The following is an 18,629-nucleotide window of genomic DNA, read 5'->3' on the forward strand; positions in this document are numbered from 1 at the left end:
TAAATTCCCATAATAGATACATAGGTTCACACCCGTTAGATAGCCCCGACACAGGAAGGATCAACATAAATGTTTGGATCCCGTAATTTTAGCAAGCCACTCGCCGCAGCCGTCGTATCGATCGCGCTGATTGCAAATCCGATTGCACCAGCACCAGCGCAGGCCTTGGATCTTTTCAAAATGAGTTCTTCCTGGAATGACAAAGGAAACGGTGGATTCTTCAGCTTCACCACATCGATGGCTTCAATGGTCTTCTCCTGCAAAGTTAACCCGCGGCGTGTATGGTGCCCAAAGAGGTGATACACTACAAGCGCTATGACTGAGAATCTCATTAAAGTGCTGCTGGTGGACGACGATCCGCTCGTCCTTTCGTCAATTGAACAATATTTCTCTATAACCAGCAGGATTGAAGTCGCCGCTACCACTAACAGTGGCGCGGAAGCCTTAGAGTTTCTCAACAACCATGCGGTTGATGTAGTACTCGCAGATATCCACATGCCGTTGATGGATGGTGTGACATTACTCTCTGAGGTGATGGATCGCCCGAATCCACCTATCTTCATCGCAATTACAGCTTTGGATCGTGATGATGTCATGTTGAAGATTCTGCAATCTGGTGGCTCTGGTTATGTTCTTAAAAGTCAACGCCCACAGGAAATTATCAAAGCGGTGTTTGACGCAGTAGAAGGGGGGACTATTGTCGCCCCTCACGCTCTGAACCGGTTGGTCCAGTATCTTCCACAGACTGGGTCAGCCGGTTCTGCGAACTCTGGGTCTTTGAACTCTGGTTCGTTCTGGGTGCCTGGTTTCGAGAAGATCACCAAAACTGAGCGTGACATACTTGAGTTGTTGTGCCGCGGAATGTCCAATGTCCAAATCGCTAACGAGCTTCACTACGCTCAGTCCACGGTGAAAAAACACATTTCAAATATCATGTTGGTATTTGACGCAAAAACGCGTTTGGAACTTGTGACAAAAGTACTTAATCCGGAACACACAGTTTAAAAAAACTTTTTCAATTCCATTTCCCTCACCCCGAAATTCGACTACAGTCGTAATCTTCGATGCTCATCGGGGAGGCCGCATAAGTGGCTTAATTTCGCATCATTTTTTGAGGGAAACATTATGAAGTTGGCCGAAGCGCTGTACGAACGCGCCGACCTGCAACGACGCCTTTCCATGCTGTCCGTACGAATCAAGGAATTAGCACAAGTTCAAGAAGGCGATACGCCGCCGGAAGACCCGGAAAAGCTGCTATTAGAGTACGGGAAATTAAATCGCAGGCTGGAAGCACTGGTTGCGAAGATTAACAAGGTTAACGCCACGTCGCTTTTCGACAAATCCCGCACCATCACCGATATCCTTGCACTTCGGGATAGACTCAAACGCGATTTTGATCTTTACAACGAACTTGCCGACGCCGCAGCCCGCCAAACGGTGCGCTGGACCCGCAGCGAGGTGAAACTAGAGGCGACGGTTAGCGTCGAAAAGCTGCGCGAAAAGGCAAACGAAATCGCCAAAGAATTACGTGCCGTCGACGTTCGCGTTCAGGAGCTAAACTGGCAAATCGAATGTGACTGACGTTGAGTTGGTAGTTGATCATCAGTGAGTACAACGATCTCGAGTTGCATTAAACTCCTAGATCTCCGAGGGCAGGAATCGCATAACACTTTACATTTATGGCCCGGCACTTGGAACTCCTAACAACCAGGATAAATAATAAATTACTACCGCGTACTGGGATGATTAACGAGGGTTGGGGCAGGGGACCTCAACGTCACACCGATTGCCTTAAAACTGGCAATAATGCATCTGAAAGCAGTGGGCCAATATTCGACGGGAGCGCCTTTTCCGCATCCAACCACTGCGCTTCGGCTATCTCACCCGCCAACTTCCAATCCGCGACGAACGGATGCTCAAACACGTAGGCACGCACGCCCCAACCAGGTTCGTTCGTCGCATCGGTGAGAAATTCACCCACAAATCGAAGTTTCTGCTGGTCAAGCGTCACGCTGATCTCCTCAGCGGCCTCCCGCACCACCGTTTCGGCAGGCGTCTCCCCCGGCTCGATCTTCCCGCCCGGCAGCATAAACTTGCTTGTGCCTTCTTTACGAACAATGAGGATCGCCCCAGCAGCATCTCGCATAATTAATGCACTCACAACGACAACATGCTCGTATTGCTCCATAGAAAATCCTCACAGCACACTCGTTTGCTTTTCGACGCCCAACCGACGCGGATCCACTATACCCCAGCCAAGGAACCAGTTGATCTCGCACCGACTGGCCCCATTAGCTATTCGCGTACCCAGCTTCCGATGACGCCTGGGATTACTTTGGGTTGGTCACCCAGTAGTGCTTTGAGGTTGGTGTCTCGTTCAACGCTTGTGGTAATACCCCGTATCGGCTTTTTGCGTTTCCGTTGATTGTCATTATTAGTGTTTTGCCCACCGATCGGTGCTCCTATCATCGGGGTACCAGCACGCCCGCCACTGTTGGTCGTTCCGGTGGTTGGCTTCACACCACCTGTACTGGTTCCGTTTCCCATACCACCACCGCTGCCGGTTCCATGTGGGGTTTTCGGTGCCGTACCAACCCCACTACCAGCACCGAAGCCACGGCCACCACTGCCACCAGCGCCGAATCCACGACCACCAGCACCACCGGTTCCGCCTCGCATGCCAGCCGAACCAACCCCACCGGCCATACCGTAACCACCCATCCCACTCATACCAGCACCCATACTGGTACCAGTGGTACTACGACCACCACCCACACCAGCACCTGTCCCTGATCCGGGTCGGAGTCCACCAGACGCAGGAATACTCCCACCACCGCTTAACCCGGAACGATTATTCCCACCCATGCCGGGGGTAAGTCCACTAAACACCGGCGCATGTGCTGACACACCGGAACCACCCGGTCCTGCACCTGTGGGTAGCCCCGTGACCGGTGGCATACCCGATACCGGTGCTGCCTGTGCACCCACCCCACCACCAGTAACAGGCAGTGTTGCAGTTGATGAGGCCTGTGTGCCCATACCCGCCGGACTAAGCGTACTCGTCGCAGGTGACGGCGGTGCACCAGTAGAATCCGACCCAATCGCAGCACTACCACCACCAACACCATGACTATTATCCATCATCAAATTTCTAATTACCGGCACAGCCTGAGATAACGCACCGCTATATATCCCATGAAACGCCGTCAGATACGCCTTCTCTGCGGCTTCTTTTTCCGCAGGGTTCGCAATAGTCTGCAACGCAGATAATGCTTGGGATGCTTGGGTGTGGAAATGCGGCGCAATCGTTGACAAAATCCCCACCGACCTCGCCATCTCTGTGGCGTTCGCGGCGAAATACGATGCTTTCGCCGCAGTAGCTTTCATCCCAGCAGTCGCCCGCAACACCGCAACCCCCTGATTCTGCGCTGATAACTGGGACGCAATACCTTCTAACTGTGTCGCGATACTTGTTGCTTGCGTCGCCATCGATTGCCAATCCGCCGCAGCTTGGGCAGCCTGACCAGACTGTGTCGCACCCAACTGCGCCACCAATGTTTCCAACGACACCGACGGAACCGGCGCAGGCGGGAGGAACGGGAAATCCGCAAACGACGCCGCCGGTTTCGACGCGAACTCCGCAATATCCTGCTCAAACGTCCCACCACTATCAGCGGTATCCAACCCGCGTGATAACGCGAGATCATGACCCGTAAACGCCACATGATTCAACCGCAGATTCATCCCCAACCACTCAACCAAATCCCGGAAACTCGCCAACACATCACGGGCACTACCCGCCCCACCCTGAATCACCTGCGCATGATTCACACCCAACTCACGCAAACCCGACAACGACGAAAACGTACCACTCAACGTGTTTCGACCCGCAATTTCCCCAACATGCCTCGCCACACTTAGTACCGAAGAAACTTCTGAGAAAGCATTTTCAAATGACGGCGAATTGATCAACATAGACATGATTAACCTTTCAGATCAAGGAATTCTTGAAACTTGTCCACTGCTTGCTGGCAAACCATTTGTCTTGAATTACCGCTCCTGATTCGGCTTCCAATTCCCGATATGCTCAATCGGCCACGATTCGTCGAAACTGCAACCGTACACTCAGCCTCATCAAATTCCCCTGGGTAAGTATGAACATACATGCCCTCAGGGAGGACAAGACCTGGCTCATTACGAAGCAAACCCGAAGATTCCAAAAACTCATACGTTGTTGTATCTGTCCCAATCGTGAAAGTAACGGAATAAATACTAGGTTTAATATCAAAAAGCCCACACGCAGTTAGACTTTCGCGAGAAACAACCGAAAGCTCATTTATTTTAAAACCGAGCTTTTCGTATTGTTCTTCGGAGATTTCCGTGCATGGATTAAACAACGTGAAATTAGGGTCGTTTGGGTCAAACGTCCCAGTACCCGCTTCCAACACCTCACCAAGCGTTTCCGGTTCAGCCACCTGCGATGACGCTGGTAGTTGGTGGGATTGCGGCTGGTTTTTAACAGCCAAGTACTGAGCCAAAGGCGTAGATAACCCGCAGCCAGAAAGCAGAAAGACACAACACACCACAGTTGCTATTAAGACGCGGTGTGTCGAACAAGCTGTCATCTGATTAGGCATAGTCCTGGCACGCATTGACATTTTCTTGACCATTTTTCTAAAACCGCCTTTCAACGCCACTGACAACCAGTGTAAAACCATATAGACAACGTGCTCTATAGAGTTAGACTCACTCACCACCCCAACCGGTTCCATAAAAAATACACACACCCCCAAACGGGTAACCCACCGCCACCCCATCAAGTCGGAGATTCCACCCACCCAGCACCAAAACCGCAGGAAAGAACCAGGCGTTAAACACAATCCCCGACTTCCAAAAGCTGGCACAATAACCCCAACCCACACGCCACGCTGGCAGCGTCGACAAGCAGCCACGCACTTCTACAAGTCGGAGATTTACGCAAAACCTAGGGTCAATACCGACCAAAGCTGTTCGGATTTCGGAAATCTCCGACTTTCGCACCCACCACCCCTATCAAGTCGGAGATTCCACCCACCCAGACCCAAAACCCCAAGAGTGAACCAACCGCAACCCCACAATCCCCGACTTCCAAAAACTGGCACAACAACCCCAACCCACACGCCACGCTGACGGCGTCGACAAGCACCCACACACTTCTACAAGTCGGAGATTTACGCAAAACCCAGCATCAACCCCAGCTAAAACTGGCCAAACCGCCACAATCCCCGACTTCCGGCCCTGGGGCGGACAAACGAAACCGGGTGGACAGCGTCGCTTCTGTCCACCCGGTGAGAGGTTTGCTACATCGGTGAAATCGTGTGTTTCTTTGGCAGGTCTTGTTCTCGTTTTGTCTCAAGTTGCCGTAAAGCTTGGCGCAGCGCGATGCGGGATTGGTTCGGTTCGATCATCGCATCGATATAGCCACGTTCGGCGGCGACGTAGGGGCTAGTCATGTTTTCGTCGTAGAAATCCATGAAAATCTTCTTGAGGTAGTCGCGCTGTTCTGGTGGGGCCGCGTCGAGCTGTTTTCCTTGGATCATCACAACGGCGGCGGCGGAGCCCATGACGGCGATCTGGGCGGTGGGCCACGCCAGGTTGATGTCGCCGGTGAGGTTCTTAGAGCCCATCACTGCATAGGCACCACCGTAGGCTTTGCGCACGATGAGAGATACTTTCGGAACGGTTGCTTCAACGAGTGCGAAGGCGAGCTTCGCGCCCCGGTGGATCAGGCCGACTTCTTCTTGTTGGACGCCGGGCAGGTAGCCGGGGGTGTCCACGATGAATACCAACGGAATGTTATAGGCATCGCAGATCCGGATGAAGCGGGCGGCTTTATCGGCGGCGTCGGCGTCGATGCAGCCGGCGGACTCGATGGGTTGGCTGGCGACGACACCTACTGATTTGCCGTCAACCCGGGCAAAAGCGGTGATGATGTTGGGGGCATAACCGGGCTGGATTTCTTGGATGTCGGAGTCGTCGAAAAGTTGCACGAGTAGGTCGTGCATGTCGTAACCAGCGTTGGTGTCGTCCGGCATGAAGGTATCGAGGGCGGTTGCGTCTGCGACCTCTTCGTCGGAGGGGGCGGCGTATTCCGGCCCGGGATCGTGGCAGGTCAGCGGGAGGCGTGCGAGTAAGTCGTGGACATAGTTAAAGGCGTCTTCCTCATCGGTTGCCACATAGGAGACGTTGCCGTTTTTCTCCTGTTGCCGGGCACCGCCGAGGTCAGCTGAGGTGATTACTTCGCCCGTAACCTCTTTGATTACAGCGGGTCCGGTAACGTACATTTCCGCTTCACCGTCGACGGCAATAACAAAGTCGGTGGTGACCGGCGCATACACGGCACCACCGGCGGATTTACCCATCATGATGGAAATCTGGGGGCTGCGCCCAGAAAGCGGCAATTGGCGGCGGGCGATCTCCGAATACATGGCCAGGGATGTGACGGCATCTTGGATGCGGGCACCGCCGGAATCTTGAATGCCGATCACTGGACATCCGATTTTGATTGCCATGTCCATTACTTCGCATACTTTGCGGCCGAAAGTCACACCGACGGAACCGCCGTAGACGGTTTTGTCATGGGCGTAAACGGCAACTGGACGCCCATCTATGCGCCCGTAACCTGTGACAACACCGTCGGAATAGGGGGCATCGGGTTCGTCGGGGGTGCGGCCAAGCGCACCGATTTCCACGAAGGAGCCGGGGTCTAAAAGCCGGTTGATACGTTGGCGTGGGGTTGTGCGGCCTGCCTCGTCGCGCTTGGCGCGGGCCCGCTCACTGCCGGGATCTTGTGCCTTTTCTAGGCGGGCACGGAGATCCGCAAGCTTGCCAGCGGTGGTATCAAGACTCATGGAAGTTTTACACCTCGTAGGGATTAAAGTTTGCCTTGTAGTTGGGAGATTCGTTTGGCTAGCGCCACGCCAACCTTGCCGATTTCTGGTTCGTCGACTACTGCCAGGTGGTCGCCCGCCAGTTGAACAATTTCCAAATCATTAACGATAGCCGACCACCCACCGTCGTAAGCAATTTCGGCATAGGCAGGCTCCAGCTCAATGGCACCATCGTGCATGCGTTCCGCGCGGAAAAGCATTACGGGCACTTCGACATCCGCCCACCGGTGCATGTCGATCTTATCGAGAATGCGGTTGTCCACGAACGATGCTCGCTGGTGTTCTAAGACGCCAGCGGACAAACCATGCTCGGAGGCATCGGTTTCGCTTAAGAATTCCGCCATCATTGCCAGTAGTGCGTCTTCGCCTGCGGTTTCGAGCAGTTCGAATGGCACTGGGAAGTCGAGGCCATAGGTCTTTTTCGCGAAATCGGAGTAGCGCTGCCACCGGTTCTTGGTTTCTTCCATCGTGTCTGGCGCGGGGTGTGCTGGTTGCACAGTATCGAGCAGTGCGATGGTTGCCACGTCGATGTCACGGTCGCGTAATTGATAGGCAACTTCGTAGGCAAGAACGCCACCGAAGCTCCAGCCACCGAGCACGATTGGATACCCATCGGCGTATTGGGTGATTTCGTCAAGGTAGGCGGCAGCGCGATCTTCCAACGAGCCTTCGAGCCGTTCCACGCCGTAGACCGGAACGTCGGCAGGCAATCTGCGCATTAATGGTTGGTAAACAACGGATGACCCGCCTGCCGGGTGGAACATGAATACCGCGGGCGCGGTGGAGCCTTCGGGGCGAGGCCGCAGCACGCGAATATTGCCTTCAACCTCGGATTCCAGTCCCTCACGCACTAAGTTAGCGAGTGGTTCTAACGTTTCGGCTTGTTTCACCTGATCCGCCGTGATCTCAGCACCGGAACGCTCAGTAAGACGCGCAGCGATCGCGGAGGCGTGTTCGTCGCTAAGCTTTGGCAATTCGCTGGTCACGCCGTTAGCAGCCGCACCGGTGATACCGGCCCAGGTTGCAAATACCAACCGCTCGGAAGCGTCCCGGGGCGCCACGCCAACACCTTGTGGTTTCGTCCCAACTGGCTTTTCGACGTCCACAGCTGGGCTTTCTGCCGCAGGTTGTGGCTTCTGTTCCACGCTGCCGCGCCCTGCGACGAGTTCTTCGACCAAAGCCACAGCATCGGCCACGGAGGCGTCCCGCAGTGCCTGTACTTGTAGCGACGGAATATCAAAGTCGTGTTCGATGCGGTTTTTGATCCGCATTCCCATAAGCGAATCAAGCCCAAGATCAATGAGTGGTAATTCCCGCGGCAGGTCTTCAACGTCGTAGCCCATCGCTTCGGAGACAATCGCCCGCATCCGCTGTTCTACGGTTTCGCCGCTGTTCGGATCCCATTTCAAACCAGGGTCTTCTACTTCTGTTGTGGGAACAGGGGCGCTGGCTTCCACTGCGGGGCTACCCAAAATTGGCTGCGTGGCGTCAGCTGCGATAGTAGACGCGAAGCCGTCTGCGATTGCAACGGTTATATCTCCCATAACCGAATGGACCGCGATGGCAACACCGCCAAGGTTGCGGCGCGCCACGATGGTCAGCTCACCCGATGGTGGCAGCGTGCCATGCTCTTCCACAGCGGTCAGTTGCGCCTGCGGGGCAAGGTCAGCAATGACCGCCTCCATCAGTGCAATGGGTGATGGTACCGCGTCTGCCATGGTGCCGTAGGCGATCGACCCATCTGGCAGCGTGATTTTATGCCCCAAAACCGATCCAGAATTACTTGACGACGGCCGGGCGGCAGTCCAATACCGTTGTTTCTTCCACGGCACCGTCGGTGCGGCGATGATGGAGCCGGACCCATACAGCGCCCCAAAATCGATCGGCGCGCCCGCAACGTAGAGCTTGGCCAGAAGTTCCGGAATGGACTCTGCCGGGTCTACCTTTCGCTTCAATGCATATAAAAGCTGCGCATCTGGTTTGCCCACGAAGAACGCGGTATTCATCATGCCCATCATGGCGACCGGGTTCGGAGAGATCTCCACCAAAGTGGTGTGCCCTGCGGCAAAAGCTTGCTCGGTGGCGTCTTGGAACCACACCGCGTAGCGAGTACAGCGGGTGAAATACTCCACATCATGCACCACTTCACCTGGCTGATATACTCGCGCCCGATCCACGGAGCTAAACAGCGGGATCCGAAGCGGCTGCGGATCAATGCCTGCGATTTCGGCCGCGAGCTCGCCTAACAACGGTTCGACCGCGCTGGTATGGCCCGCGCCTTTAACGTTAAGCAGCCGGGCGAATTTCTCTTCCGCCTCCAATTTTTCCACCAAGGCAACGACAGCCTCGCGCGGGCCGCCAACGGTGGACATGCCGGGACCTGCGTAAACGGCTGGTTCTACTCCGGCGAAGTCTGGGTTTTCCGCGATAAATTGATCCAATTGTTCAACGCTGAATTCCACCACAGCCATGGCACCTAATTGGTCCTCTGGCAGCGATTTTTCCCCTTCGCCCATCAGACGAGACCTGTGGCATGCGATCTGCATGGCGTCGGCATCGCTTAAGCCACCAGCAGCGTATGCTGCGGCAATCTCACCCATCGACATGCCCATGACGGCCGCAGGTTTCGCACCGAGCATAGCCAAGTAATCGGTAAGTGCGATCTGGATGGCGGTGATGGCAACCTGTGCAGTTTCTGTGTCGTAGGTTTGTTCGTCGTCTGCGACGATGTCAAGAATGGACCACCCGGATTCAAATTCGACGATCTCATCCAGTTGCTCCAGCCGCTTTTTAAAGAACGGTGCTTGGGCGACCAAGTCCTTGACCATCTTCCGATGCTGAGAACCGAAACCAGAATACACAAAGACTGGCCCCACCATCGCAGGCGAATCCGCCACCGCGACCCCTTGAGTCAGCTTGCCGTCCGAAACCATCCGTAGCCGTTTGACAGCTTCTTGAGTTGTGGAGGCGATCACCGCCGCGCGGGACCTGCCGTGGTTTCGGCCCGACAACGAGCGCGCAAGTGGTACCAGGGCGGCGTCGTCAAGCTTTTCGACGAAATCTGCCACCGATGCTGCCGCTTGTCGACGCCGCGACGGCAATAGTCCACTTACCGGCAACACAACCGCAGCACCTTCCAACTGGGCAGGCTGCTGTTGCGGTTCCACGCCATAATCAGCTGAATCGAATGAGCTTAGAACAACGTGGGCGTTTGTCCCGCCAAAACCGAAACCGGAAACACCAGCCAGCTTGCGACCCGAATACTCCGGCCATTCGCGTGGATCCTCAATGACTTCAATGTGTTCTGCGTCGAAATCTACGTAACGATTCGGCTCCGTGTAGTTCAACGAAGGCGGCAACGTGTCATGCACCATAGCCAATACCGTTTTAATCACACCAGCGGCACCAGCCGCCGATTCGGTATGCCCGAAATTCGTCTTCGCTGAACCCAACAAGGTAGGCTTCGCCGCCTCCCGGCCACTACCCAATACCGCACCGATTGCGGTCGCTTCAATAGGGTCGCCCAAAATCGTGCCGGTGCCGTGCGCCTCAACGTAATCAACCTGGGTTGGATCAACACCCGCATCTGCATACGCCCGCTGCAATACATCAACCTGAGCTTCCGGATTAGGCGCAGTTAAGCCGTTGGAATGCCCATCCGAATTCACGGCGGAACCTTTAATAACCGCCAAAATCTCATCATTATCCGCCAGCGCATCTTTCACGCGCTTGAGCACCACAACACCCGCACCATCAGAACGGACAAAACCGTCTGCATCATCAGAAAACGCGTGAATCTTCCCGGTTGGACTGAAAACCCCCAACTCGCCAAAAGCCGTGGAGACAAATGGGGCGGCAAGAATATTCACGCCACCTGCGATCGCCACATCGGCAGCACCGGTACGCAAATCTTGGACCGCGTGATGAATCGATACAAGCGAGGACGAGCAAGCCGTATCCACATTGATCGACGGACCCCGAAAATCGAAAACATAGGACACCCGGTTAGCGATCACCGAACTTGCCGTACCCGTCAATGCATACGGATGCGCCTCCGCCGGGTCGGCAGTAATCAACATGCCGTAGTCATTATTCGACGAGCCCATGTACACTCCGACTGCTTCGCCTTTCAGCGAATTAGCCGGAATATGCGCATTCTCCAGGGCCTGCCAGGTTAATTCCAAAATAATGCGCTGCTGCGGATCAGTATTAACAGCCTCAAGCGGGGAAAGCCCAAAAAACTCCGCGTCAAACGAAGAAATATCGTCCAGATACCCGCCGGTAAGGTCAAGCTCCGCCATTCGCTTCGCCATGACCTCGTCTGCGGCATATTCCGACCACCGACCAATCGGCAACGGCCCAATCCCATCCCGGCCCGCGACCAGCATGTCCCACATCTGCTCAACATTATCCGCACCCGGATAGCGCGCCGCCATACCAACAATTGCGATATCCCGTTCCGCTGGATCACTCTGGTCAGTGGAAAACACCTTGCGTATCGTGTGGGCAGCCCGCTTAGCAGAATCGCCATGAATAATCCGCTGCGCTAAGCCCGCAATGGTTGGATGCTCATACGCAATAGTCGCATCCAATTGAGTGTTTAACAGGTTTTCTAATTCACCAGACAGAATGACAACATCACGCGACGACAACCCAAACGACTGCATCGGCTTATCATCAGTAATCTCATCGGCTGGCAACCCTGTGGTTTTCATCACCCAGTCACGCAGCCAGCTACGCAATTGCTCCACAGTCATCGCCACTACCGACTGCTCGCGTGCGTCATTCTGATCCATCAAACTCAAACCTTCACTTTTCCATTACAGGAGCGCTCACAACATAAAAGCCCGCCACCTTAGCCAAGTGCGGGCCCAACGCCGGTCACACAATTCGTCCTATTTTATAACGACGAACCCAATCAAAACGTTTCACCCACACACCCACATGGGGCGACAAGGACACAAACCTTCAAGACTGCCACAGAATAGTTTTGAGGGCAAACGAATATTCCCGTTTTCTTTTACACCTATAGGCATTCCCAAACCATGCTGTAGCAAATAATATGTAAATCATGACGGCGAAACCGGAACCGCATAATCGACCAAACCGATTAAGCGAACCCCCAATCCATGGCGAGCGTAATCGGGGATCTCTTAGTAGCTAACTTCGCGTTGATTGGGGTATCGGCGCTGGCACTGACGTTTCTGGTCGGGCACTTACGGGCCATTGCCCCACTACCCGGCGGCGACGGTGTTGATTTAGGTACCACACTGACGGTGTTAATCGCCTTAGGAGGTGTTGTCGTCTGGTCCACAAAGTCCTCAAAAGGTGCGGATACCGGACCGCTCACCAATAGAATCCGCGCCTACACTATCGCAAAAATTGCTGGCTTGTCCGTCATATGCATCTCAATAGGTTCGTTGCTGCTTAGACAAAGCCAGGCGGCAATTAGCCTCTCCAGGCAGCAACCCATGGTGTGGGACACCATCGCGAGCTTTTATTCCGAGATCTACCATTCAGTTACCGCAGGAACATGGTTCGAGCTCATCACATTGATCGCAATATTCAATGTCTGCTACTTCTTCATCGATATGGTTCCCCAACCCGTGCTCGGCGTGGCCGAACTTCAATCCGAAATCCAATCCGCCAGGAATCGGCTATCAGCCCATGCCTCCCAATTAAAAAATCCCAACCCCCCAACCCGAAAATGGGCGTCGCTGTTATTTCCCATCTTTGAACTTCCGGTAACTCTCTACTTATTTTCTGCTTCGCATACGGAAACTCTCCCTACAGTTTTGGTTATTGCGTGGTTCACAGCGTTGAAATTTGTCTGCTTTGCCCTGTTCTATGACGGGTATCAGCAATTATCCATGCGTTCCCAATGGTCGACACTAAGCCTGCTTACAGTGCCAGGGAACCTAATTATCGTTTTTATCGGACTTCAGACAATTGCTCTTTTCGATACAGCACAGCAATGGGGCATACACCCATTCCTTACATTCCTCATCGGAAGTACTCCAATATTTCTGCACGTCGCCATAATGAGAACTGCAATCATGTGGAACAAACAAATAGTTAAAACACTACGAAAGCTTCCACATAACGCCATAACAATGGCGATTATTGTTCTATTAACAGTCGCTTTATGCGCATTCGTCTATCAGCCAGATCTTCCGCGGGGTTATTCCTTACTTCTATCCATATCGGTGATCTTATTTCTAGCCTTAGCCTGGTGCTATTTGCCCGACAATCGGGTTGAACGAGAAATATTGGCTTACCATAAAACCACCGTCACGAGTTTAGAAAAACGGCTTCAAAACATAATGAAAACCACAGTTCATAACCTCAATACCTCCTTCGATTTCTATCCCCTATCCAACCGGACAGTAGCGACTCCCCCCGCCACCAACGGGGAGCGAAAAGATCCACCGGCGCTAACCCTTACGACGTATTCGGTCGGGACTCTCGTAGTGGAAGGCACTGAGATTACAGTGTCCGATCCCGCCCACCGAAGCGATAGTGCGATTAAACTACCCGCCAAAGCTGGGGAATACGACGTTCTAGTAACCCTTGCTGGCGATGAGAAAGCCCCCGAAGGAATGCCCGGGCAGCCAGCATATCTGAGCATCTTATTTTCCGAAGCGCCAATTACCCGGTTCGGAATCGTCGATTTCAACACAGGCGAAACAACTAACCATACTCCCAACAAAATAAACACCACGTCTGGCATTGTCGGTTTTGCAACCCACCCCCCGAAAAACACAGTGGCAGCAGCAAGCTTAGATGCACACGGCATGATCGGAGACACCGCCGCGTATTGCCGCGTCGAACCAGGAAGCAATTACTACGTGTGGGCAAGCCTCGATAGCTCCGGTGAAATCACGGGCTACCACATCGATTGCGCCGTTTTGAATATGCGTAGCGAACAGGCGATTCACCTCAATCCCGAAACATCAGCGCTTGTGACACTCCCCGATAATATCGATCCGCACTTCCACCGCGCGTTGGTGCAGGCCGGTTGGCACTGGGACCGACACTCTGCGGCACCTGAATGCAAGAAAGCACCAGAAACCATCCGTTGGTTTGTCAAGAAGCTATGGGGCTTAACCATCGTCAATGAAATTTTAGGGATCGATTCCTCACACCACCCAGTTACGCTATACAGCCGTTTTCAATTCGGGCCAACACCGGAAAAGTCCGAAAAGTTCGTTCTCGGAACCACGAATTCCGCCACAGTGCTTATCGACGACGGCGGGCGTTTCTACCTGCGTAACGTTGGCGGTTCCGAGCACAGTATCCCCGGCGAGTTTTACGAGGGCCTATACAACCTCATCCGAAATCCGGGCGCAACAGATACGGCTAATCAGTAAAACCCAGTCGCTACGCCCTTTTACCATTCCGATGACGTGTACTTTTGTGTGCACCTAGCTCATAAAACCCCCACCAGCAGGAACGCCGCCCATATTGCTGACCAGGACATCGATGAAAAACTGAACCCACTATCATCCAAAGACCGAAACACAGCAGCTACACGCAATTCCCGCCCCACGTTATCCGCGCAAAACCCCATAATAATCAGCCTAAAGAGACCTCAGCACGAGGATCAGCACGACTATCGTGACCGGTATTGCAAAGAACAATGTCGCGCAGCCCTTAAATAGCCAGGTGGAATTCGCTTTCCCCACCGGGAATGCCTCATCCGAATCTGGATATGGATTCTTCCCCATAATCTCACGCATAAAAGGCCGAAAATCGCGCAAACGGGTTTTGTAGCGATACCCACATAACCTGATCCACATGGAAAACATAATAAAGAAGTACATCAAAACAAAAAGGAGAAAATAAAATGTAAATCTTCGATTCAGTGACATGTGGTCAGCAAAGAAAAAAGCATTTATTAGTAAGGCCGGGAAAAGCCCACATAAAGTAAAGAAGGAACTTTCAAAAATGAAATACCATCCACCAAATCGATTAACTAACAATTGTTCTTTCTTGCGCCGGGAAAAAGAAAGAGAATAAACGAGGATGGGTAAAATCCCTAGAAAAAATACAATGTTCCCGTAATACTGTTCATTCATTTTAGTTTTCATTTTCTACAACTTATTCGAGCAAGAACCCCATAACAATCAGCCTAAAGGGACCTCAGCACGAGGATCAGCACGACTATCGTGACCGGCATTGCAAAGAACAATGCCGCACAGCCTTTAAATAGCCACGTGAAATTCGCTTTCCTCGCATTCAAGGCTTCAGCAGAATCCGGGTAAGGGTTTTTACCCATAATTTCACGCATAAACGGCCGAAAATCGCACAAACGGGTTTTATGGTCATATCTCGATAATAATCTGAACCATATGGAAGACATGATCGACAAATAGGTTAAAACGAACACTATTAAGTAGAATATAAATCTTCGAGACGGGGACATATGCCCAGAGAAGAAAAGTGCGTTTATTAGTAACGCGGGAAAAAGTCCAACTATGAGGTAAAAAGAACATTCAAAGAAAAAGTACCACTTACCAAAATGATTGGATTTTAAATACTCTTGCCTCCTGCTCGAAAACACGAAGATATAAATAAGTATAGGCAAGGCACCTAGGAAAATTATGACATTGCCATAATCAAGTTCGTGCACTTTCAACACCCCACGGATAAAAGTCGCCGATATTTTAGTTCATTGAATAATGTCCTCGCTGACTTTATAGGAAGTGTTCACCTACTTGTGTTTCTTTCAGATGGTTCTCCGTTTTCTGATCCTGCGATGCCACCGATTGCGTCATCAATAATGATTCCGACTGCCCCTGTGACAATCGAACCAACCGGGGATCCACCAGCCATTCCGCCTAGTGTTCCTCCACTTGTAGCCCGGCAAGTTCTACAAACAGGGTGACGTCGCCTTTCCTGTCACATTTACATTTTCTACAACTATGCCTTACTAAATCAACTGATGCTTCTACGAGCCCGAGTGGTTTGATGAGGCACCTGACTTCGTCGTCGCCTTCGACTACGGCAATGCAACTAAGTTGAGATGCGTAGATTTTTAGTTTTGGAAACTAAACCCAATAACACCCAAGATCAAAAACAGAAGCTTCACGCAACGCCCACCTCAAATCATCTACCCGAGAACTCCTGTCGAGGAGAGAAACCAATAAGCCTAAAGAAACCTCAGCACGAAAATTAGCACGACTATCGTGACCGGTATTGCAATGAACAATGTCGCGCAGCCCTTAAATAGCCACGTGGAATTCACTTTCCCCACCGGGAATGCCTCATCCGAATCTGGATATGGATTCTTCCCCATAATCTCACGCATAAAAGGCCGAAAATCCCGCAAACGGGTTTTGTAATGAAATCCGGATAATCGAATCCATGTAGATAAGGTAAAAGACAGATAAATTATCGCAAATGCGGATAATGAAAATGTGAGTCTCCTCGACGGAGACATGGAGTCAGAGAAGAAAAACGCATCCACCAACAAAGCTGGAAAAAGACCAAAGATAAAGTATAAAGAAAACTCGAAGAGGAAATACCATCCACCAAAACGATTAGATTTTAATTGCAGCCGTTTCTGATCGGAAAACGTAAAAATATAGACAAATGCAGGCAAAAATCCCAGAAAAAATATTAAGGCAGTGTAGCTAAAAGTACCCATTTTTAATTCCCATTTTCCCGAATCAAAGTAGGCGCATTGAGTTAAATCCTAGCTTCATCTTTCATGAATCTTGAAAGGAAACTTTGATTTGCAAATTCCCCAATAGCTGTATCCGCAATTGCATCTCCAGCTTCTTGTTTGTGTTTTGCCCGGTTCTGCGGCGTAATACTACCGATAGTGCCAGCGCCCCTTCTAGAACTAAGCCGCTTACTGCATCACACTCTCCCGCTAATCCAGTAGATCTTACGATAGCGCGAAACGTCAGCGCTCAAAAGAAGTTACAGCTACCAAAGATGCTTCGTAACACATAACATCAGGGTTGGATTTTCGGACTAAAGAAGCTTTAGCACATAAACCAGCGCGATCACGGAAAAGAACACTGCAGCTAGCAACGTGATGCAGCCTTTGAAAATCCATGTTGGCTGATGTTTTCCTTCCGCTGGTTTTTCGTTGGATTCTGAGGGCGGATTTTTTTCCCATGATTTCGCAGAGAAAGGGCAGAAAATCACGAAGCCGGGTTGTGTATTTATATCCCGATAGCCTGAGCCAAGTAGCAAACAGGCAAGAAACTGTGACGATGATTGCCGAAATAAGGAGTATTGGGATTTTCTGGCGATCAATTGGCGAGTTTAAAGAAGAAAAAATTAAAATAAAGATAGCAGGAAAAACCCTACCGCAAAGAAAAAGATAAGCTCAAAAATGAATCTCCACCCACCGAATTGCTGATTTTTTAACAGTGTTTCTTTCTCTTTTGAGAAAGAAACACTGTAAGCAAAAATGGGCAAGAATCCCCAAAAAATAATCAATAATACATAGGTAGAATTATTTAGCATGCAATCCAGTCCATTTTTGTTGAAATTAGTGCACTTCTTCACTGAAAAAGTATATAACTCCCTATATATGTGTTATTCGTAAGTTACCCAACAACCGTGATCTCACCACCATGCACACGAAGTCAATCTTGGCCACCGCATTACGCGCATTTGGAATTCGAAAATCTCGACGCCCTCTCATAGACAATTCTGGTCACTTGCGCGATGTCCACGACTGATTCTACGAAGTGCTCTTTGACATCGCCTAGCAGTGGTCCAAAACGGAGACCAGCTCTTTCGCGATAGTAAAACAACTGGAGAAAGCTTATTTTAACGGGGCCACAGAACCAGGATAGCCACGATTAAAACGGATACGGCCGCAATAAGAAATGTCGCGCAGCCCTTAAATAGCCACGTGGAATTCACTTTCCCCACCGGGAATGCCTCATCCGAATCTAGATATGGATTCTTCCCCATAATCTCACGAATAAAAGGCCGAAAATCCCGCAAACGGGTTTTGTAATTATCGCCAGACATCCTAAGCCAAGTAGTGAATAGAAATGCGGGAAAGATGGTGATTGAGGCACAAAAGATAACAAACACCCTAAGCCGATAATGCGGTAAATCTGCATACGAAAGTGTAAAAAATACAATTGCTGGCAAAAATCCCACTATGAAATAAAACAAGAGTTCAAAGATGAAATACCATCCACCGAATTGGTGTTTCCGATATAGATCATCTTTTTCTTTGGGGAAGAACAAGATGTAGGAAAAGAAAGGCAGCAAACCCAAGAGCATAATTGCTACCCCATAGTGAGAATCAATCAAGTCATTCCCCAATTTGGTTAATCTTCAAAATTTGAATAATTACGCATTTCATTTAGTTTTGAGCTTTCTTTAAATAGCCAGTAAGTTTTTGTTTGAGGTCTACTTTACCTCGTTTTGCACCACCGAACCCGAATCACCTTATTGAAAGATTCCCAGCAACGATCGTTACGCGGTTACCCACAACCATAAATAGATTAAATGGGTTACAAATATGATGACAATTGATAGACCACAACCGGTAAATTGCCATTTGGGTTTAGCGTTTTTGGTTTCATGATCATCGGAATCTGGATAGGGATTTTTGCCTCTTATTTCACGGATAAACGGCTTTAAATCGCGCAGTCTTGTTCGGTAACAAAATATCCATTCCTTGAGCCAGACTGTAAAAAGAAAGCCGAAATAAACCATGAC

At 51.1% G+C, this 18,629-nt stretch carries 14 protein-coding genes; 4 read left to right on the top strand and 10 right to left on the bottom strand.

All coding sequences use genetic code 11. From position 1 onward, the window contains the following. Positions 1–35 precede the first annotated feature (35 nt). The gene (locus tag CMUST_RS13885) at positions 36–263 is read right to left on the bottom strand and encodes a hypothetical protein (protein ID WP_158408238.1); all 228 of its coding nucleotides are present in this window, start codon (positions 261–263) and stop codon (positions 36–38) included. A gap of 52 nt (positions 264–315) precedes the next feature. Between CMUST_RS13885 and CMUST_RS13890 the strand changes: the two genes are divergently transcribed. Continuing rightward, positions 316–1,005 (top strand): response regulator transcription factor, encoded by a 690-nt coding sequence (locus CMUST_RS13890; protein ID WP_047263010.1) that lies wholly within the window; start codon positions 316–318, stop codon positions 1,003–1,005. 120 nt (positions 1,006–1,125) lie between these two features. Next, positions 1,126–1,581 carry a DIP1984 family protein gene (locus CMUST_RS13895; RefSeq protein ID WP_047263011.1) on the top strand — a complete coding sequence of 152 codons (456 nt, stop codon included), beginning with the start codon at positions 1,126–1,128 and terminating at the stop codon, positions 1,579–1,581. 196 nt (positions 1,582–1,777) lie between these two features. Here CMUST_RS13895 and CMUST_RS13900 read toward each other — a convergent pair whose 3' ends face one another. From CMUST_RS13900 to pks13, 6 genes are all read right to left on the bottom strand, one after another. Further along, the gene (locus tag CMUST_RS13900; protein WP_047263012.1) at positions 1,778–2,188 is read right to left on the bottom strand and encodes an NUDIX hydrolase; all 411 of its coding nucleotides are present in this window, start codon (positions 2,186–2,188) and stop codon (positions 1,778–1,780) included. A 107-nt stretch (positions 2,189–2,295) separates the two neighbouring features. Continuing rightward, the gene (locus CMUST_RS13905) at positions 2,296–3,981 is read right to left on the bottom strand and encodes a hypothetical protein (RefSeq protein ID WP_047263013.1); all 1,686 of its coding nucleotides are present in this window, start codon (positions 3,979–3,981) and stop codon (positions 2,296–2,298) included. Positions 3,982–3,983: 2 nt separating this feature from the next. After that, positions 3,984–4,817: a DUF3558 family protein gene (locus CMUST_RS13910; RefSeq protein WP_083987606.1), complete on the bottom strand. Its 834-nt coding sequence runs from the start codon at positions 4,815–4,817 to the stop codon at positions 3,984–3,986. Continuing rightward, positions 4,747–5,040: a hypothetical protein gene (locus CMUST_RS16850; protein WP_158408240.1), complete on the bottom strand. Its 294-nt coding sequence runs from the start codon at positions 5,038–5,040 to the stop codon at positions 4,747–4,749. Before CMUST_RS16850 ends, CMUST_RS13910 begins: the two co-directional genes overlap by 71 nt. Before the next feature lie 299 nt (positions 5,041–5,339). Continuing rightward, complete coding sequence (locus CMUST_RS13920; protein WP_047263016.1) at positions 5,340–6,890, bottom strand: acyl-CoA carboxylase subunit beta; 1,551 nt, start codon at positions 6,888–6,890, stop codon at positions 5,340–5,342. Between the two features lie 23 nt (positions 6,891–6,913). Next, positions 6,914–11,725, bottom strand: coding sequence for a polyketide synthase Pks13 (pks13, locus tag CMUST_RS13925; protein ID WP_047263017.1), 4,812 nt, complete (start codon positions 11,723–11,725; stop codon positions 6,914–6,916). Between the two features lie 333 nt (positions 11,726–12,058). Here pks13 and CMUST_RS13930 point away from each other — a divergent pair, with 333 nt between their 5' ends. Further along, positions 12,059–14,299: a hypothetical protein gene (locus CMUST_RS13930; protein ID WP_047263018.1), complete on the top strand. Its 2,241-nt coding sequence runs from the start codon at positions 12,059–12,061 to the stop codon at positions 14,297–14,299. 210 nt (positions 14,300–14,509) lie between these two features. Here the strand turns inward: CMUST_RS13930 and CMUST_RS13935 are convergent, their stop codons facing one another. After that, the gene (locus CMUST_RS13935; RefSeq protein WP_047263019.1) at positions 14,510–15,019 is read right to left on the bottom strand and encodes a hypothetical protein; all 510 of its coding nucleotides are present in this window, start codon (positions 15,017–15,019) and stop codon (positions 14,510–14,512) included. Between the two features lie 619 nt (positions 15,020–15,638). Further along, a complete protein-coding gene (locus CMUST_RS17140) occupies positions 15,639–15,764 on the bottom strand; it encodes a hypothetical protein (protein WP_269082582.1) in 126 nt (41 codons plus the stop codon). A 1,229-nt stretch (positions 15,765–16,993) separates the two neighbouring features. On the opposite strand from CMUST_RS17140, the gene CMUST_RS16855 reads away from it, so the two are divergent. Continuing rightward, complete coding sequence (locus CMUST_RS16855) at positions 16,994–17,269, top strand: hypothetical protein (RefSeq protein WP_158408241.1); 276 nt, start codon at positions 16,994–16,996, stop codon at positions 17,267–17,269. A 451-nt stretch (positions 17,270–17,720) separates the two neighbouring features. On the opposite strand, the gene CMUST_RS16625 is transcribed toward CMUST_RS16855, so the two are convergent. After that, positions 17,721–17,927: a hypothetical protein gene (locus CMUST_RS16625; RefSeq protein ID WP_144414232.1), complete on the bottom strand. Its 207-nt coding sequence runs from the start codon at positions 17,925–17,927 to the stop codon at positions 17,721–17,723. Positions 17,928–18,629 lie beyond the last annotated feature (702 nt).

Source organism: Corynebacterium mustelae, assembly GCF_001020985.1.
Taxonomy (GTDB): Bacteria; Actinomycetota; Actinomycetes; order Mycobacteriales; family Mycobacteriaceae; genus Corynebacterium; species Corynebacterium mustelae.